We start from the raw sequence: 18,087 nt of genomic DNA, 5'->3' as shown, positions 1-18,087 counted from the left end.
CTCTTCCCGTCGTTTGTCGTGGGACTGACACCGAGCTCGATGCCGGAACGCCGCCCCGACGGGGCCACCACTAAGTTGATAATCGCGCTCGTTCGATATGCGCTCGAATGTTCGACTGGGTGACGCATGCCGTCCTGTCGTTCGTCTCCGACTACGGCTATTTCGCCGTGTTCGTGTACATGGCGCTCGAAACGGCGTTCATCCTTCACTTCGCGCCCAGCGAACTCGTCGTCCCGTTCGCGGCCAGCCAACTCGTTCACGACCCGCTCTCGTTCGGCATCTTCGTCCTCGACGCGACGGTCGGTGCCACCGTCGGGAGCGTCCTCGCGTACTTCGTTCTCGGAAAGAACAGCGAATACGTTCTGGGTCGGTACGGACACCTCGTTCACGTCACCGAGGACGACATCCATCGGGGCCGCCGGTGGTTCCAGCGCTGGGGCGAGAGTTCGGTTCTCTGGGGACGGATGGTGCCGCTGATGCGCGCCGTCATCTCGATTCCCGCCGGAATCGCGGAGATGGACCTCCGGAAGTTCGTCACGTATTCCGCGAGCGGCGCGTTCGCCTTCAATCTCCTGCTCACGTTTCTGGTCTACAGCGGCGCGGGCGAAACCTCGCCGCTCGGCATATTGCTCGGCGCGCTGTCTGCCGAGGTCACGGAGACGCTCACCTACGCACAGCTACATCCTCGAGTCGTCGTCGTTCTCGGCGGTCTCGCTGGCGTCGCGCTCGGTTCGCTCTGGCTTTCCCGGAATTACATCCGTCAGAACCCGGCCGTCTCCCAGCGCATCATCCTCCGCGTTCTGTGGGCCGGTGGTACCCTCGTCGGGTCGCTGTTCCTGCTCGGCGCGGTGGTGACGCCGCTCCAGTCGTTCCGCACCGCCACGAACATCTGGGACGACCCGCTCTTTTTCACTCGATTCGGGTTGTCGCCGCAGCTCGCACTCTTGCTTACCGGCGTGGCGTTCTGCGCCGGCGCACTCGCCGTGTTCGAACTCGGAAAACGAGTTCCCGTCGCCGAACTCGCCCGACGTTTTAGGGCCGAGCGGCTCTCGTGGTGACGTCTCACCGCACGGCGTCGCCGACGATATAATCGAATTCGGATTATACCGTCTCGAAAACTTTTCGACCTCTTCGCCGCAACCGTCGTTTATTGACACGAAATCGTAGCCACCCGCCGCTTCGTCCGGCCCGTGCTTTCGCCCATCCGACCGCGGAGGTATCCCACCGATGACCGCACGGTCGGCCGACGTAATCGTCGTCGGTGCCGGACCCGCGGGGTGCGTCGTCAGCTACCTGCTCGCCAGAAGCGGTGTAGAGACGGTTCTCATCGAACGCCAGCGCACGCTGGACCGCGAGTTCCGCGGCTACGGTTTTCGCCCGCCGATTCCGCGACTCTTCGACGAGATGGACCTCCTCGCGGACGTCGAAGACCTCCCCCACGAAACCATCTCTCGCGGGACGGTCGTCGCCTACGGCAAGTCGTACCCGGTGTTCGATTTCGACGACCGGCGCGTCCTCCTGCTCAAGCAACCGCCGTTGCTCCGACTCCTCATCGAGCGCGCTCGCGAGTTCGAGACATTCACGTTCCACGCCGGGACCTCGTTCGACGGATTCCGCCGCGAGGACGGCGCTGTCGCGGGCATCACGGCCACGTCCCGCCCGGACGGCGAGACGCACGACTTCCGTAGCCGACTCGTCATCGGGGCCGACGGCCGGTTTTCGACGACTCGACGGGCCGCCGGAATAGACGCGGGGATGGACGAGTCCGGGACGGAAGTCGTCTGGTTCAGGCTCCCCCGCGCGGCGGCGGATTTCACGACGCACATTCGCATCGAGGATGACGGGGTGTTGGTGTACTCCCCGCTCTCCGAACGCGAATCCCAGTACGGACTGCTCGTGCCCGAGGGTCGCTATCCCGCGATACGCGACCGCGGCATCGCCCGCTTTCGGGAGACTGTCGCGGGAATCGAACCCGCCATCGCGGACAGTGTGGAATCGCACTTGACGTCCTTCGACCGGTGTTCGTTGCTGTCGGTCTGTTCCGGACTCGCGGAGCGGTGGACCGACGACGGTCTGCTCCTCATCGGCGACGCTGCACACGTCGCATCGCCCATCGGTGCCGAGGGGAACAACCTCGCCATTCAGGACGCCGTGGAGGCACACCGCCTACTGACGCCCGTGCTGGCTCGCGGCGACGGTCCGATTTCGAACGCCACCCTCCGGCGGGTCGAGGGGAACCGCCGCCCCGCCGTCGAGCGGACGATACGAGGACAGCGGTCGCGCGGACGCGGCCTGTCCTCGCTCCTCTCGTCGCGCGACCGTCTCCCGGACCCGCTCGAACCGCACCTGTTGCGGGGCGGTGCGGCCCTGATGAGCCTGTTGGCGCGGCTTCCGAACCGATCGGGGATGGACGACCCGGAACCGTCGGTTGACCGGTCACTGTTCGCGGACTGATCAGGTACCGGCGTGACACCTCGACCTCTCCCGCGCCGGTTCGTGCGCCGACCTCTGTCGTCCCCCGATTCGGAGACCGACGCGATTTAACCGCTGCTCGCCTCACCTCCCGACGATGGAACCGACACCACGTTCCGCCGACCCGCCCGCGGGACCGATTTCGGTGCTCGTGGTCGGCGACCCGAACTGGCGAACGCCGCTCGTCGCTGACCTCTCTGCGGCCGACGAAACCCTCGTCACGACCGCCGCTCGGGGCCACGACGGATACGAGTGGCTGACGGCACAGCCCGGCGAAGTCGATTGTATCGTCTGTTCGCTCGACTTGGCGGACATGTCCGGCGTTCGTTTTCTGGAGGTCGTTCGCGCCGCCTACCCCGACCTTCCGGTGGTCCTCCTCGCCTCCGACGGCGACGAGGCGACGGCCAGCAGGGCCGTCGCCGCCGACGTCACGGAGTACGTCCCCGTAGACGACCGGCCGTCGCTCACCGACGACCTCCTCCGGCGCGTTCGGCGGGCGGCCGTCCGATACCGGACGGCCCGCGCTCGCCGCCGCCGGGCGCGGCAGTTCGACGCGCTGTTCGACGACCCGCGGACGTTCATGTGGGTCCTCGACCCGAGCGGGGCGATTCGACGGACGAACCGCACCGCCCTCGACTTCCTCGACGCTCCGGCGACGTCGGTCGTCGATGCGTCGTTCGCCGACTCGCCGTGGTGGGAGCGGTCGGAGACGACGTCGGACGAGATACGGGACGCCCTCCGAACCGCTAGGAACGGCTCCGTGACGCGGTTCGAGACGGCGTTCAGCGCCCCCGACGGCCGCGTCGAACTCGACGTTTCGTTCCGCCCGGTAACCGACCGGGACGGAGCCATCGTCAGCGTCGTCGTCGAGGCGCTCGACGTGAGCGAACGCGCCCACCTCGAACGGGAACTCCGCGAGTCGGAGGAACTTCACCGCGTCACCCTCAACAACATGACCGATACCGTCCTCGTCACGGACGATTCGGGCGAGTTCACCTACATCTGCCCGAACGTCCACTACATCTTCGGCTACTCGGTCGAGGAGATTCGGGACCTCGGACGCATCGACGCGCTCCTCGGCGACGACCTGTTCGACCGGGAAACGCTCGATTCCCAGGGGCTCCTCACGAACATCGAGTGCACCGCGACCGACAGGGCGGGGCGGGAACACACGCTCCTCGTCAACGTAAAGCGGGTTTCCATTCAAGGCGGAACGACGCTCTACAGTTGCCGCGACATCACCAAACGGAAGGACCGCGAGCGGGCGCTGACCGCGCTACACCGCACGAGCCGCGACCTCCTCTACGCGGAGACGACGCCGGAGATCTCTTCGCTCGTCATCGACGACGTGACCGACATCTTCGACGTGGACGAGTGTGCCGTGTACCTCTTCGACACCGACGCGAACGAACTGTGGCCCGCCGCGGCCACGGACGCCATCGAGTCGCTCTCGGGGCCGCTCCCGACGGTTCGGCTCGACGAGTCGAGCGCGCTCGGTCGGGCGTTCGTGGACCGGACGACGCTCACGTTCGACGACGTGACCGAATCCGACGCGTTCCCCGTGACGGCCGTCGAACGGCGGAGCGGGCTGTTCATCCCGCTCTCGGACCACGGCGTCTTCGTCGCGGCCGACGAACGCGGCACGCTGGACGAGGTGACGAGGGAGATAATCGACCTCCTCGCGGCGACCGTCGAGGCGGCGCTCGACCGCATCGAGCGCGAGGACGAACTCCGCGAACGCGACCGCGAACTCCAGCGGCGCAATCGCCAGCTCTCCCGGTTGAACCGGACGAACGAGATAATCCGCGAAATCGACCGCGCCCTCGTTCGGGCCGATTCGCGCGAGGAAATCGAAGCCGAGGTCTGTGAACTGCTGACCGCGAGCGACCGGTTCGAGTTCGCGTGGGTCGGCGATACTGACCCCGGGTCGGGTGACCTCGAACCCCGGTCGTGGGCGGGCGACGACCGAGGCTATCTCGACGCCGCCGATTTCACCGCCCGGGGCGACCCCGCGGGTCGAACGGCGGCCGCCGATTCCGTCACCGTCGTCCCGAACGTGGCGGACGATTTGCAGGATTCGTCGTGGCGTCGGGAGGCCATCTCCCGCGGGTTCCAGTCGATACTTTCCGTTCCGCTGACCCACGGCGACGTCGCCTACGGGACGCTCTCCGTGTACGCCGGTCGTCCGAACGCGTTCGACGACCGGGCGCGGACGGTGCTGTCCGAACTCGGCGAGACCATCGCCTCGGCCATCCAATCCGTCGAGCGAAAACGCGCGCTCGTGAGCGATACCGTCGTTGAACTCGACTACCGCATCACCGACGAAAACTGCGTCCTTCACGCGCTCTCGCGGCGGACGGACTGCGCCCTCGAACTGCGGGGTGGCGTCCGCGAACTCGATTCCGGTGCCCGAATTCTCGTCGCCGTGTCGGGCGGGTCGCCGAGCGAAGTCGCCGCCGCCGCAAACGCCATCGTCTCGGTCGAGTCCGTTCGCGTCGTTTCGAGCGACGACGAGGGCGGATTGGTCCAGTTGACGCTCACCGCGCCGTTCATCGCCACCAGATTGGCCGAGTCCGGGGCGACGCTCGAACGCCTCCGCTCCGACGGCGGCGACACGACGGCGACGGTTTTCGTCCCCTCCCCGGTCGCGGTTCGTACCATCGACGACGTGCTCTCGAACGCGTACCCCTCGTCCGAACTCGTCGCACGGCGGGAGCGAGAGCGGCCGACGGACGCCGGGAGCAGGTTCCGCGACGGGTTCCTATCCGACATCACCCATCGACAACTCGAAGTCGTCCAGACGGCCTACTACAGCGGCTACTTCGAATCCCCCCGTGCGAACGACGGCGCGGCCGTCGCCGCCATGCTGGACATCTCCTCCGCCGCGTTCTACGAACACATGCGGAAAGTGCAGCGGAAACTCCTCGCCGCGGTCTTCGACCGAATCCCGTCCGTCCCGGATGGGGGTTGACTATCTAGGCACCCTCTTCCCCAATTGCTTCTCTATCCAACATCCAATTACTTGCACGCGTCGCAAAAATTGCGGTACGTGGCGGCGACCGGTCGGTGCCAACCGAGCAGCGCGTCGTCGCCGATTGGAGGAATTTCCGATGCGAGATATAACCCCTGACCCGACGACGGAATCGCAGTACGAGTGTCCGCGGTGTGGTACCATCGTGACCGCGACCCACCACCCCGGAGCGTGTGACGAGTGCGACGTTCACCTCCGCAATCGAGGGATGCCCCTCGAATAACCCATCGATGGCATCCAACGTAAATTCGCGCCCGGAACCGGCGGACGAACCGGGCGACGGACCCGTGGAATCGGCGCTCGACACCGCACGGCGACAGTTGAACCGAGCGGCGGCCGGGACCGACATCGACCCGAACATCGTCGAGCGCTTGCGCCATCCGACCCACGTCCACCGCGTCACCGTCCCGTTGAAGCGGGACGACGGGTCAGTCGAGGTGTTCACCGGTTACCGCGCGCAACACGACAGCGTTCGGGGGCCGTACAAGGGCGGCCTCCGGTATCACCCCGGCGTGACCGAGGAGGAGTGTATCGGCCTCTCGATGTGGATGACGTGGAAGTGCGCCGTCATGGACATCCCGTTCGGCGGCGCGAAGGGCGGCCTCGTCGTCAATCCGAAACGACTCTCGGATTCCGAGCGCGAACGCCTGACGCGGCGGTTCGCACAGGAACTCCGCGATACGGTCGGGCCGAACAGCGACATTCCGGCCCCCGATATGGGAACCGACTCCCAGACGATGGCGTGGTTCATGGACGCCTACTCGATGCAGGAGGGCGAGACCCAACCCGGCGTCGTCACGGGGAAACCGCCGGTCGTCGGCGGTTCGTTCGGCCGCGAGGAAGCGCCGGGCCGTTCGGTCGCGCTCGTCACCCGCGAGGCGTGTGACTACTACGACTTCGGACTCGACGGAACGACCGTCGCGGTACAGGGGTTCGGGAGCGTCGGCGCGAACGCCGCCCGCCTCCTCGATGAATGGGGGGCGACCGTCGTCGCCGTCTCCGACGTGAACGGCGCGGCGTACGACCCCGACGGCATCGAGACGGCGGCGGTTCCGTCCCACGAGGAGGAACCCGAAGCCGTCACCCGGTACGCCGACGACTGCATCAGCAACGAGGACCTGCTCACGCTCGACGTGGACGTGCTCGTTCCCGCCGCCGTCGGCAACGCCCTCACCGGTGCGAACGCGGACGACGTACGGGCCTCGCTCGTGGTCGAGGGTGCAAACGGTCCCACGACCGCCTCCGCTGACGCCATCCTCGCGGAGCGGGACGTCCCGGTAATCCCGGACATCCTCGCCAACGCGGGCGGCGTGACCGTCTCGTACTTCGAGTGGCTACAGGACATCAACCGTCGGCAGTGGTCGCTGGAGCGCGTGAACGACGAACTCGAAGCCGAGATGCTCGACGCGTGGAACGACGTGCGCGAGGAAGTCGAAGAACGCGACGTGACGTGGCGCGACGCCGCGTACGTCGTCGCCCTTTCGCGTATCGGCGAAGCCCATCGGGTTCGGGGTCTCTGGCCCTGACGGCCGACTCCTCCCGACCGAACGGAGAACAACGGAAACGACGGGGGTAGGCGGCCGGTTTTTCCCTCTCTTATTCCCGGACCAGCGGTGCAACCTCGTCCCCGAGTCGTTCCACGCACTCGACCATCGCGTCGGTGCCGATGCCGGGGTGGTAGGTGCGGAAGATGAAGTGAACGTCGTCGCCCAGCGCGCCGCGGTACTCGTTCAACTCCTCGGCCACCTGCTCGGGCGTGCCGAAGATGGCCTGTTCTTTCAGCTCCGCTTTCCGCTCGGCGTCCAGTTCGTCTACCGATTCGCCGGAGAAGATTTCGGCGTAACGGCGCTGGATGTAGAAGTAGCCGGGTTTCATCGCTTCCCACGCCTCTTCTTTGGAATCGGCGACGAAGCCGTGCTGGAGGACGTACACTTCGAAATCGCCCTCGATTCCTTCCTTCTCCCGAACGCGCTCGATGTCCTCCTTGCGCTTGCGGACGCCCTCGACGGAGAGGGCGGAGGGGGCACACCACGCGTCGGCGACGCGGGCCGCGCGTCGCACGGCGGGTTTGACCGACCCGCCGAACATGATCGGAATCTCCGATTCGGGTTTCGGCGTCACGCTCACGTCGGGAGACACGTCGTGGAACTCGGCGTCGTAGTCGAGCGGACCGTCGGACCACGAGGCGCGGAGGAGGTCGGTCAGGTCGGTCATGCGCTCTACGCGCTCCTCGCGGGGGACACCGAACGATTCGAACTCGCGCGGGTTCGACCCGATGGCGAGTCCCATCGTCAGTCGGCCGTCGGCGAGCAGGTCCACCGTCGCGGCGTCCTCGGCGAGCCGAACCCCGTCGTAGAGCGGGGCGAGCGCGATACAGGTACCGAGTTCGACGGTTTCGGTGCGGGCGGCCAGCGCCGCGAGCGAGGGCATGGTGGCCGAGAGGTAGCCGTCCTCGGCGAAGTGGTGTTCCGACACCCACATGCTGTCGAGGCCGGAGTCGTCGATAACCTCGCCGAGTTCGAGCATCTCGTCGTATATCTCGGTCATCGAGCGGTCATCGTCCGGTCGTCGCTGGCAGGTGAACAGCCCCGTCCCGAGTTTCATGCCGGAAAAATCGAACGCCGACACCTTAACGGTTTATAAGCACGGATTCGAACACTTCCGAATGCTCGACGTTCCTCACCACGAAACTTTTTCCCACTAGTTTGGATATCGAAACTATGGATGGTCCACTCACCAGTTCCGGCCCGAAGAAGCCGGATCGCTCGATACTGAACGCGTTCAAGCCGGTGATGGTGTTGCTCGCGTTGCTCGTCCTGTTCTTCGCCGCGATGTACTTCCTCGGCTGAAATCGATAGTGGGAGCGGAGAACCGCGTCAGTACGACGCGTTCCCTCGCGGGAGAGCCTCCGCGACCTTTTCGATGGGGTGCGGTGGGCGCGAGTCGTTGCCTTCGAGTTGCGTGCGACAGGACGCGCCGGGCGCGACGACGGTTTCCGCGTCGCTCTCTTCCACCTGCTCGAACAGGATTCGACCGATGGCTTGCGAAAGGTCGTACTGTTCTTCTCGATAGCCGAAACTCCCCGCCATGCCACAGCACCCACTCTCCAGCGGGTCCACCGCGTACCCCGCCCGGCGGAGCACGCCCACCGCGTGGTGGTCGCGCCCGAGCGCCTTCTGGTTGCAGTGGCCGTGGTAGGCGAGCGATTCCGTCACCTCGCGGAACTCGATGTCGTCGTCCAACCGCTCGCGGTCGATGAACTCGCAGACGCCGAAGGTGTTCGCGGCGACTTTCTCGACGGCGGACCCCGACACGAGGTCCCGGTATTCGTCCTGCACCATCACCGCGTCCGAGGGTTCCACGAAGACGACCGACCACCCCTCAGAAACGGCGGGTTCGAGCGCCGAGACGTTTTTCTCTGCATTCTCTTTCGCCGTATCGAGAAAGCCCTCGGAGTAGGCCGCCCGACCGCTCGGCGCGAGGTTCGAGGGGACTTGCACGTGGACGCCCGCCGCTTCGAGGACGCGAACCGCGGCCTTGCCGGGTGCCGGATAGCTGTAGTTGGTGAAGGTGTCGGGAACGAGGACGACGTGCTCCGTGGCGATGTCCTTCGGAACGCGGGGGCCGCGTGCCTCGAACCACTCTTCCAACGACTCCCTGCTGAAGGTCGGGAGGTCTCGTTCAGGCGCGATGCCGAGGAGTTTATCGGCGATGACGTCCGACCCCGGCAACCGCGTCGCCCAGTTCGACACCGGAGCGAGCGCGCTTCCGAGCGCCGAAATCGTGTCCACGTTGGCGAAAAATCGGTCTCGACGGCTCGGCCCGCGCTCCTCGTGGTGGGCGTGTTTCACCTCCGCCTTCAGCTTCGCCAAATCGACGCCCGTCGGACAGTCGCGGGCGCAGCCCTTACAGCCCAGACAGAGGTCGAGCACCTCCTCCTGAAACCGGTCGGTGTACAGTTCTTCGGTCGGAATCTCGCCGCTGATGGCGGCGCGGAGCATGTTCGCTCTCCCCCGCGTGGTGGCCATCTCGTCCTTCATGCCGCGGTACGAGGGACACATGGTCTCGCTCCCGGTCTGGCGGCAGGTGCCACAGCCGTTACACAGTTCCACGAGGTGCGAGAAGCCGCCCTCGTCGGAGAAGTCCTGCACCGTCGTCGGTTCGAGCGAGGAGTACTCGGGACCGTATCGGAGGTGCTCGCGCATGTCCGCGCCGTCCTCGTCGCGGAACACGACGGTTCCGGGGTTCAATCGCCACCCCGGGTCGAACGCCGTCTTCAGGTCCTGAAACGCCGCCCACAGTTGCGGGCCGTACATCTTCGGATTGAACTCGGTCCGAGCTAATCCGTCGCCGTGCTCGCCCGAGAAGGACCCGTGGTGGTCGAGGACGAGCGAGGTCACGTCGTCGGCGATGGAGTGCATCGTCTCGATGCCCTCGGCGTCCTTCAGGTTCAAAATTGGACGGATGTGGAGCGTCCCGCTTCCGGCGTGGGCGAAGTAGGCCGCCGAAGTGTCGTGTTTTTCGAGCACGTCCATGAACTCGCGCACGTACTCGGCGAGTTCCTCCGGCGGCACGGAGGCGTCCTCGATGAAGGGGTAGGGCTTCGGGTCGCCCTCCATGCTCATCAACAGCGGAATCGCCGCCTTCCGGAGCTTCCAGAGGTCGGCTTGCTCGTCTTCGGTGTAGGCTTCGAGGACGTCGAACGCCTCGCCCGCGTGGACGAAGTGGGCGTTCGTCTCCGCGATGGCGTCCTCGAAGTCGTCGCAAATCTCACCGTCGAACTCCAACATGAGGGCCGCGGCCGCCCGTTCCGGAATCGGTTCGGCGTAGGCGGCGAACTCCGACGAGTTGCGGGCGAGGCGGAACACCTCGTCGTCCATCAACTCGACCGCGCTCACGTCGTATTCGAGCGCCTCGGGCACCGCTTCCATCGCCGACACGAGGTCGTCGAAGCAGTAGAGCGCGAGTGCGGTTTCGTCGGGACGCGACACCAAATCCAGCGTCGCGCGGACGACGACGCCCAATGTTCCCTCCGCGCCGACGAACAGTTTCGAGAGGTTGATGTAGCGCGTCCCGTCCCGCTCGAAGACGACCTTGTGGAGGTTGTAGCCGCTGACGGAGCGCTTGAGCGTCGGATAGCGCGCTTCGATTTCGTCCTCGTTGTCCGCAACGAGTTCCCGGACGGTGCGGTACAGTTCGGCTTCGCGGTCGTCCTTCCCGACGATTTCGTCCCATTCCTCGCCGTCGAGTTCGACGTCGCGGGTGTGAATCAGCGACCCGTCCGCGAGCACGACGTCGAGTTCGGCGGTATAGGCGTCCGTGATGCCGTAGCGGACCGAGTGCGCGCCGGTGGAGTTGTTGCCGATGCCGCCGCCGACGGTCGCTCGGTTGGAGGAGGCCGGGTCGGGGGCGAACTTCAGGTCCCACTGCGCGAGGTGGTCGTCCAAATCGTCCTGCACGACGCCGGGTTCGACGACCGCCCGTCGGCCGTCGGGGTCCACGTCGAGTATCGAATCCATGTGCCGCGAGAAGTCGAGCACGACACAGCCAGGACCGACGGTTTGCCCGGCGAGCGAGGACCCGGCACCGCGCGGGAGGACGGGCATGTCGTGGTCGGCGGCGATCCGGACCGCGGCCCGGACGTCCTCGACGTCGGTCGGAAAGACGACGCCCGCCGGTTGCGCCTGATAGATGCTGCCGTCGGTCGCGTACAGCACGCGCGTGTATCGGTCGAATCTGACTTCTCCGTTGACCGCGGCGCGCAACTCGTCCGCGAGGGAGGGGTGGGCGTCCGGCGGTTCGTGTCCGAGAGCGGCACGGTACGTCTCGAAGTCGGGATGGTCGTCCCGTATTGCCATGCGTGAGACAACCAGACACGTGGGCATAAATCCGGGGTTGAATCCATCGCATCGCTGCGTGTCTAAAACCGAAACCGCCGGGACGGACGTATCGAGAAAACCGGACGGCGCGTCCCGTAACGTCCGATTTCGACCGACCGTTTCGCTTCGAGCGGTCCTTTTTTCGACGTGTCGCTCCTCGGGACGTGACGACCGGAGGAGTATCTATAGAGTTTGGGGAGAGGCCATTTACATAGATTTCCCAACAGATTTCGACACGAGAGTAGTCGATACGCCCTTTCAAAAAATCGCAAGCAAGCGTCGGGGTATGCTCGGTACGGCCATCACTCTTTTGTCTGTTGCATGATTCTGTAGGGATAGGGAGAACCATGCACGACCTGACTGGTTTCCAGCGGGACTTGCTGTACGTCATCGCTGGTCTGGACGAACCCCACGGCCTCGCCATCAAAGAAGAACTCGAAGCGTACTACGAGAAGGAGATTCATCACGGGCGACTGTATCCGAATCTCGACTCTCTCGTGGACAAAGGGTTGGTGGAGAAGGGACAGCGAGACCGTCGAACGAACTACTACACGCTCACCCGGAGGGGTGCGCGTGAAATCGAAGCGCGCCGTGAGTGGGAAGAAGACTACGTCGGGGCGGATCTCAGTCAGACACAGACCGCTTAAGGGGAGAGGGCGGTGCCGAGAACCGCGGCGTTCAGCGCTCTGATGTGAGCGAAGACAGAACTCGATTCGTTTATTTTGTAGCCGCTACCGGAGTCCGTGAGCACGCCGAGTTCCTCCAGCGGGTCAACGTGCATCCACACCGATTTTCGGGACAACCCCACGCGTTCGTGGAGGTCGTCCTGCGTGAACTCTTCCGTCTCGTCCACGGTGAGGAGCGCGTCCAATAGCAAGCGAACCGCTTCGGGCTGCGTGAGGTCGCGGAAGCCGTCGGACGCGCCCCGTTCGTCCGCTGCGCTTCGTAACTGTCCGACGGCGTTCGCGACGACGCTTTCCGAGTTCGGTCGATACGTCTCGTCGTCCTCGCGGAACACGCGAAGCGCAACGAGGTCCTCCAAACTTCGCTCGACGTCTTCGAGGTCCCGGTCGAGTTCGTGCGCGAGGTCCTCCACCTGCCACTCGCCGCCGGTCGCCGCGGCGAGCCGAACCAGCTCACGGGTCGACGGGTCACGGGTCAAAAAGAGCCAGCCGGACGGGTAGGACGCCCGTGCCGCTCGAATTCCTTCTTCGTCCGCGAGCGCCAACATCTCGTCTCGATTGTGGGTCGTACGGAGGGTCCAATCGCGGGAGTCTACATGGAGCGCCATTAGATTACGTTCACCCGCCGATGGTATATAATGGTTGTACTCCGTTTCGATTTGTCAGTTTGGGTTCGACTCGCACGAGACGCTCCACGAGCAGTCCGAACACGCCGTTAGTCGATGATAGAGCGTCTGTAACCCCGACGATCGCGTGTCAGGGAGAATGTGTAGCTCGACTGACCCGTATCGAACGACGACGCGAAACGTGGTGTCGTGTTCGCGGTCGCGCACGAGATACATCGGAACGGGGAGGTCGAACCAGTCGCCGTAGGTGTACGACTCCCCGTCGAGCACGCGCTCGACGAGGTTCACGAGGTCGCTCTCGGAGGGGTCCGAACTCGGCGAGAGGCGAAACAGCGTCTCTCCCTCGTAGCGGACGCCGCCCTGCCGCGGATACGTCCGTCGCGGCCGGTGCGGAATCGAGAACGACGGGTCACTGTCGGACATGGCTTGGGAACCTGTACCAACGGATTATGCCGTCATCCGTTAAATAGTTGAGCCACGGGTGCGGATAAAAATCGCGCTCCCCGAGACGCAGAGCACCGCGACGACGTGGCCGACCAGCGCGAACACCAGCAGGTCGTAGCCCCGGACGAACGGCACGAGGACGAGTTGCAACAGGGCGAAGCAGATGACGAAGGCGTCCACGCGGCGGAGATACCGCCGCGTCGCTCCCTCCGTCGGATGCCGGAACGCGACCCAGAAGCCGATGACGCTCGCCCACCACGCGGTGCCGATGCGATAGCACACGTCCCACAGGACGAGCAGCGTGAGGAACACCGCTGGTATCGGCGGGGCGGTTCCCAACAGCGATTCGAGGAGCGGCGCGCCTGTCCGCGGGGTGTACACCAGCAGGTACGTTATCAACGCGACGTACGCGATGACGCCGAGCACCACCTCGATGCTCGACCCGAACAGCAGCTTTCGGTACGCCGTCGGCATCGACAGATCCCGCACTCGGCGGCCGATGAGGAGCATCAGCGCGCTTCCAGCGGTGGCGACGACGATGGCCGCGGTTCCCGCCGGGACGGCGTGCCAGAGGTCGTATCGCCACGCGAGGAGCAACATGACCCCTTCGAAGAGGACGAACTGTATCGTGAGCGCGAGCCAATCGGGAAACGTGACGCCCGGAATCGCGTCCACGATGCTCTCGTACGTCCATCGATAGACGGGGCGATTCATGCGATGGCGCGCCGAACGGCGTCGTCGAACGACGTCAACTCGATGGGGACGAGCGAGCGGATTCGGTCGTCCTCCACGACGGTTCGCGTCTTCAAGCCGAGGATGAGCGGATGGGCGACTTCCTTCGGCACGTCCGTCACGAGGTCGACCCAGTAGGCCGAGAGCTTCGGGGTGAGGACCGGAACGGGAATCATGGTGGACTGCTTGCCGAGCAGGTCGCCCGTCCGAATCACCATCTCGCCGTAGGTGAGGACGTCCGGGCCACCGATTTCGAACGTCTTTCCGGCCGTCTCGGGCGCGTCGAGGACGCCGACGAGGTAGGCCACCACGTCGTCGATGGCGATGGGTTGGCAGTCGGTCCCGACCCACCGCGGCGTTATCATCAGCGGAAGGCGCTCCGACAGCTGTCGAACCATGCGAAAGCTGGCGCTGTCGCCTCCAACGACGATGGCCGCCCGGAGGACGGTCAGGTCGTAGGGACCGGTGCCGAGGATGTACTCCACCTCGCGGCGCGATTTGAGGTGGTCGGAGAGGGTGACTCGCTCCCCCCCGAGTCCGGAGAGGTAGACGACACGGGAGAGGTTCCCCTCGCGCGCCGCGGAGACGAAGTTCCGCGCGGTGACCCGGTCGTGGGCCATGAAGTCCTCGCTCTCGCCCATCGAGTGGACGAGGTAGTACGCGATGTCCACGCCCTCGAAGATACCTTGTAGGCTCTCCCGGTCGTTCAGGTCGCCTTCGACGACCGAGACGCCCTCCGGTGGGTCGTACGTCGATGCGTCCCGCGTCATCGCCACGACCTCCTCACCGCGCTCGACGAGTGCGGGGACGAGGTGGCGGCCGACGAACCCGGTTGCGCCGGCGACGAGTACCGTCATCGTTCGTATCTCCGGTCGCTAGCGTTCAAAAGCTATCGGGCAACCTGAAGGGTTATGGCTCGTAACCGCCTTCCCTTCCACATGGATTGGCCCTTCCTCCTCGCCCTCGCGCTCCTGCTGGGCGGCGTCCTCGGCAGCGTCGTCCCGCTCCTGCCGGGCGTCCCGCTCTCGCTCGCGGGCATCTATGCCTACTGGTGGGGGACGGGGTTCGGGGACCCCGGTCTTCCCTTCGTGGCCATCGCAACGGTCCTCGGGGTCGCCGCGGTCGTCGCCGAGTACGCCGGGAGCGCGATTTCCGCCCGAGCGAGCGGTGGTTCGGTCTGGTCGGCCGCCGTCGCGGGCGTCGTCGGCGTCGTCGCACTGTTCACGACGGGACCGCTGGGGATGCTCGTCGCCGTCGCCCTTGCCACGTTCGCCGTCGAACTGGCCCGAACCCGCGATGCCGGAAGAGGGGCCAAGACGGCCACCTTCGCCATCGTCGGACTGCTGGCGTCAGCGGTGTTCCAACTCGTCGTGACGGGAACGCTGCTCGTCGGATTCCTCGCCGTCACGCTGTTCTGACGGACGGCGGTTCTTCACACTGTCAAATAAATTTCCGATCCCGCGTGGCCGGATTCGATTTCGAACCCGACGCGGTTCGTGCCGTCCGATTGATGGATTGCGATATGGAGTAATTTTAAATCAGTAGGCTGATTTGTAGTTCACGAAAATCGAAGGCGACACTCCATGCAGGCTATCGAAATCACGTATATCGTACTCAGCGTCGTTCTCGCCGCGACCGGTCTCACCATGGTCGGGTTAGCGATGCGCGCATACCAACAGACGTCCCGTCGGTCGATGCTCGTCCTCTCGGTCGGGTTCTCCATTCTCGTCGCGGCGGCCATCGCCACCACGTTCAGCGCGTTTCTCACCGATTTCAACAACAGTCGGTTGCTCCTCACGGTGAACTACGGCGTCTCGACGGTCGGGTACCTCTTCGTCATCTACAGCGTGACCGGGGGGGATTGAGCGAATTTCCCCGACCCGGTGCTATTTTTCCCTCCCACCCGTCCTGCACCCCATGAGCGAACTGCCAACCGCCATCCGTGCGGGCGACGCCGCGGTCGGGTCGTGGATTTCCATCGGCCACCCGGCGGTCGCCGAGATGTGCGCCGAACTGGGCTTCGATTTCGTGGTCATCGACGCCGAACACACGGCCATGTCGTTCGAAACGGTCGAAACCCTCGCCCGCGCCGTGGACGCCGCGAGCGGGACCACCGAACCGCTCGTTCGCGTGGCGGACGACGACCCCGCGCGGCTCAAGCGCGTCCTCGATACCGGCGTCTCCGGCGTCATCGTTCCGATGGTCGAGACGGGGGCACAGGCCCGCGGAATCGCCGACGCGACGCGCTATCCGCCGGACGGAATCCGCGGCGTCGCCGGGTCGCGGGCGTCGCGGTACGGCCGCGACCTGGCCGACTACTTCGAGCGAGCGAACGACGAACGGCTCGTCGTGGCACAAATCGAGACCGAGAGCGGCGTCGAACACGCTGCCGACATCGCGGCGGTGGACGGCATCGACGCGCTCTTCGTCGGCCCGGCGGACCTCTCCGCGTCGCTCGGACGGTTCGGCGACACGGAGTCGCTGGACACCGAAATTTCCGCTGTTTTGGACGCGGCTCACGACGCCGACGTTCCGGTCGGGAGCATCGCACTCGACCCCGAGGACGTCGAACGCTGGGTGAACGCCGGATTCGACTTTCAGGTCGTCGGCATCGACGCCGACTACCTGCTCGACGGCGCGAGTCGCGCCAAACGAACCTACGAGGACGCGATTCGATGACGGGGACAAAAACGCCGCCGACGCGGGTCTGCTATCGGTGCGGCCGGGAAGCCGCGACGGGTGCGCGCTGTTCGTGCGGCGAACCGCTCTGGTTGAAAATCGACGGGAGGAATGGGGTTGACGCGACGGACCGAGCGGACCGAACGGACGCGACGGGATTTTCGTGGCCGGAAACGTCCCGCTCGTCCATCTGGCGCTACCGCGACCTGCTCCCTGTCTCCCGCCCGCCGGGTATCGGGTCTGCCGTCGGCGGAACGCCGCTGCTTCGAACGCCGCGACTCGACGACTACGCCGGGTGCGAACTCCGGGTCAAGGACGAGAGCGCGAACCCGACGGGCAGCTTCAAGGACCGCGGAAGCGCGGTCGGCGTCGCCCGAGCGCTCGACGCGGGCGACGACTGGGTGGGAACCGTTTCGCACGGCAACATGGCGATGAGCATGGCCGCGACGGCCGCCAGCGCGGGGCTGAACTGCCTCGTGCTCGTCCCCGACGACATCCCGACGGAGCGGCTGACCCACATCGCTCAGTACGACCCGACGCTGGTGCGCGTCGAGGGCGACTACGGTCGGCTGTACGACGTGAGCCTCGACCTACCGGGCGTCCGGTTCGTCAACTCCGACGCGCCGCTCCGGGTCGCGGGCCAGAAGACGACGGCGCTGGAAATCTGCGAGGCGTTCGCCGACGAGGGACGGACGCCCGACGCCATCGTCGCCCCCGTGAGTAGCGGCGGCCACGCCAGCGCCATCTGGAAGGCGGTGTGCGAACTCCGCGACGCGAACCTGCTCAATGTCGAGTCGCTCCCCCGACTCTACTTCGTCCAAGCCGCCGCGTGCGACCCGATAGCAGAAGCGTTCCGGAACGGGGCGGACCGCGTGACGCCCGTCGATGGCGGCGAAACGGTGGCGTACTCCATCGCCAATGCTTCCCCGCCGAGCGGAAACCGGGTCCTCGCCGCGGTTCGTGACACCGGCGGGGCCGTGCTCTCGGTGGCGGACGACGCCATCCTCGACGCGAAACGACAACTCGCGCGCCGCGCCGGTCTCTGCGTCGAACCGGCTTCGGCGACGACGCTGGCGGGAATCCGTCACCTTTCGACCGCGGGCAAAATCGACCCCGAAGAATCAGTCGTCGCCATCGCAACCGGCACCGGGTTCCGGGAACGCTCCGCGCTCGCCGAGACCCCCGAATCGGTGCCGATAGGAGACCTCCCGGAGCGTGTCGCGTCCTTGGTGTCCGGGTAGCACTTCGCCAGGATGGTTTCCGTTTCGACGGTCGCCCCGTTGACCATCACTTCGACGCTCGTGAACACGATGCCGTTCCCGTACGGTTCGACCGTCTTCCCGCGCATCGGGCCGACGAGCGCCTTGCCTCGCTTTCCCGTGACGGTATCCTCGTAGAAGATAACGAGGTCGTACTGCACCCACTTGGGTTCGACCGTGACTGTCACGTTCCGGCACGTGTACTCGACGTCGGCGGTCACGCCGACCGCTTGGACCGCGGGGGGCTCCGTCGCTCCCGCTTCGCTTCCTCCCGAAGCGACT

Annotated in this window: 17 protein-coding genes; 11 read left to right on the top strand and 6 right to left on the bottom strand. The window is 65.6% G+C overall.

Annotation, left to right across the window (positions count from 1 at the left end):
- Positions 1-107 precede the first annotated feature (107 nt).
- The 5 genes from BG842_RS14345 to gdhB all read left to right on the top strand — a co-directional run bounded on the left by BG842_RS14345 (position 108) and on the right by gdhB (position 7,029).
- Positions 108-1,058 (top strand): DedA family protein, encoded by a 951-nt coding sequence (locus BG842_RS14345; protein ID WP_069451261.1) that lies wholly within the window; start codon positions 108-110, stop codon positions 1,056-1,058.
- Positions 1,059-1,227: 169 nt separating this feature from the next.
- A complete protein-coding gene (locus tag BG842_RS14340) occupies positions 1,228-2,454 on the top strand; it encodes an FAD-dependent monooxygenase (protein ID WP_069451260.1) in 1,227 nt (408 codons plus the stop codon).
- Between the two features lie 115 nt (positions 2,455-2,569).
- Positions 2,570-5,443: a bacterio-opsin activator domain-containing protein gene (locus BG842_RS14335; RefSeq protein ID WP_069451259.1), complete on the top strand. Its 2,874-nt coding sequence runs from the start codon at positions 2,570-2,572 to the stop codon at positions 5,441-5,443.
- Between the two features lie 139 nt (positions 5,444-5,582).
- Positions 5,583-5,726 (top strand): rubrerythrin-like domain-containing protein, encoded by a 144-nt coding sequence (locus BG842_RS28915; protein WP_139136129.1) that lies wholly within the window; start codon positions 5,583-5,585, stop codon positions 5,724-5,726.
- A gap of 7 nt (positions 5,727-5,733) precedes the next feature.
- Positions 5,734-7,029 (top strand): glutamate dehydrogenase GdhB, encoded by a 1,296-nt coding sequence (gene gdhB, locus BG842_RS14330; protein ID WP_069451258.1) that lies wholly within the window; start codon positions 5,734-5,736, stop codon positions 7,027-7,029.
- Positions 7,030-7,099: 70 nt separating this feature from the next.
- Here gdhB and BG842_RS14325 read toward each other — a convergent pair whose 3' ends face one another.
- The gene (locus tag BG842_RS14325; RefSeq protein WP_069451293.1) at positions 7,100-8,107 is read right to left on the bottom strand and encodes an LLM class flavin-dependent oxidoreductase; all 1,008 of its coding nucleotides are present in this window, start codon (positions 8,105-8,107) and stop codon (positions 7,100-7,102) included.
- A 116-nt stretch (positions 8,108-8,223) separates the two neighbouring features.
- Between BG842_RS14325 and BG842_RS32555 the strand changes: the two genes are divergently transcribed.
- Positions 8,224-8,352 carry a hypothetical protein gene (locus BG842_RS32555; RefSeq protein ID WP_007978074.1) on the top strand — a complete coding sequence of 43 codons (129 nt, stop codon included), beginning with the start codon at positions 8,224-8,226 and terminating at the stop codon, positions 8,350-8,352.
- A 27-nt stretch (positions 8,353-8,379) separates the two neighbouring features.
- Here BG842_RS32555 and BG842_RS14320 read toward each other — a convergent pair whose 3' ends face one another.
- On the bottom strand, positions 8,380-11,361 hold the full coding sequence (locus BG842_RS14320; RefSeq protein WP_069451257.1) for an FAD-binding and (Fe-S)-binding domain-containing protein: 2,982 nt from the start codon (positions 11,359-11,361) through the stop codon (positions 8,380-8,382).
- A gap of 368 nt (positions 11,362-11,729) precedes the next feature.
- Between BG842_RS14320 and BG842_RS14315 the strand changes: the two genes are divergently transcribed.
- The gene (locus BG842_RS14315) at positions 11,730-12,029 is read left to right on the top strand and encodes a PadR family transcriptional regulator (RefSeq protein WP_007978070.1); all 300 of its coding nucleotides are present in this window, start codon (positions 11,730-11,732) and stop codon (positions 12,027-12,029) included.
- On the opposite strand, the gene BG842_RS14310 is transcribed toward BG842_RS14315, so the two are convergent.
- Genes BG842_RS14310 through BG842_RS14295 form a run of 4 tightly spaced genes read right to left on the bottom strand, consistent with a single transcriptional unit; the run spans position 12,026 to position 14,724 of the window.
- On the bottom strand, positions 12,026-12,673 hold the full coding sequence (locus BG842_RS14310; protein WP_254663177.1) for a hypothetical protein: 648 nt from the start codon (positions 12,671-12,673) through the stop codon (positions 12,026-12,028). The genes BG842_RS14315 and BG842_RS14310 overlap by 4 nt on opposite strands.
- 54 nt (positions 12,674-12,727) lie before the next feature.
- Complete coding sequence (locus tag BG842_RS14305; protein WP_069451255.1) at positions 12,728-13,114, bottom strand: hypothetical protein; 387 nt, start codon at positions 13,112-13,114, stop codon at positions 12,728-12,730.
- A 39-nt stretch (positions 13,115-13,153) separates the two neighbouring features.
- Positions 13,154-13,849 (bottom strand): hypothetical protein, encoded by a 696-nt coding sequence (locus BG842_RS14300; RefSeq protein ID WP_069451254.1) that lies wholly within the window; start codon positions 13,847-13,849, stop codon positions 13,154-13,156.
- Entirely contained in the window at positions 13,846-14,724 is an 879-nt protein-coding gene (locus BG842_RS14295) for an NAD(P)H-binding protein (RefSeq protein WP_069451253.1), read from the bottom strand. The genes BG842_RS14300 and BG842_RS14295 overlap by 4 nt, the downstream gene beginning before the upstream one ends.
- A gap of 81 nt (positions 14,725-14,805) precedes the next feature.
- On the opposite strand from BG842_RS14295, the gene BG842_RS14290 reads away from it, so the two are divergent.
- The 4 genes from BG842_RS14290 to thrC all read left to right on the top strand — a co-directional run bounded on the left by BG842_RS14290 (position 14,806) and on the right by thrC (position 17,787).
- Positions 14,806-15,285 carry a DUF456 domain-containing protein gene (locus BG842_RS14290; RefSeq protein ID WP_069451252.1) on the top strand — a complete coding sequence of 160 codons (480 nt, stop codon included), beginning with the start codon at positions 14,806-14,808 and terminating at the stop codon, positions 15,283-15,285.
- Positions 15,286-15,450: 165 nt separating this feature from the next.
- Positions 15,451-15,732, top strand: a complete 282-nt coding sequence (locus BG842_RS14285; RefSeq protein ID WP_069451251.1) for a hypothetical protein — start codon at positions 15,451-15,453, stop codon at positions 15,730-15,732.
- 52 nt (positions 15,733-15,784) lie between these two features.
- Entirely contained in the window at positions 15,785-16,546 is a 762-nt protein-coding gene (locus BG842_RS14280; protein WP_069451250.1) for an HpcH/HpaI aldolase/citrate lyase family protein, read from the top strand.
- The gene (gene thrC, locus BG842_RS14275; protein ID WP_069451249.1) at positions 16,543-17,787 is read left to right on the top strand and encodes a threonine synthase; all 1,245 of its coding nucleotides are present in this window, start codon (positions 16,543-16,545) and stop codon (positions 17,785-17,787) included. The genes BG842_RS14280 and thrC overlap by 4 nt, the downstream gene beginning before the upstream one ends.
- Positions 17,788-18,087: the final 300 nt, after the last annotated feature.

It is taken from the genome of Haladaptatus sp. W1 (genome assembly GCF_001723155.1).
Classification (GTDB): domain Archaea; phylum Halobacteriota; class Halobacteria; order Halobacteriales; family Haladaptataceae; genus Haladaptatus; species Haladaptatus paucihalophilus.
The sequence above is the reverse complement of the archived record's forward strand: the minus strand, read 5'-3'. Positions and strand labels throughout refer to the sequence as shown.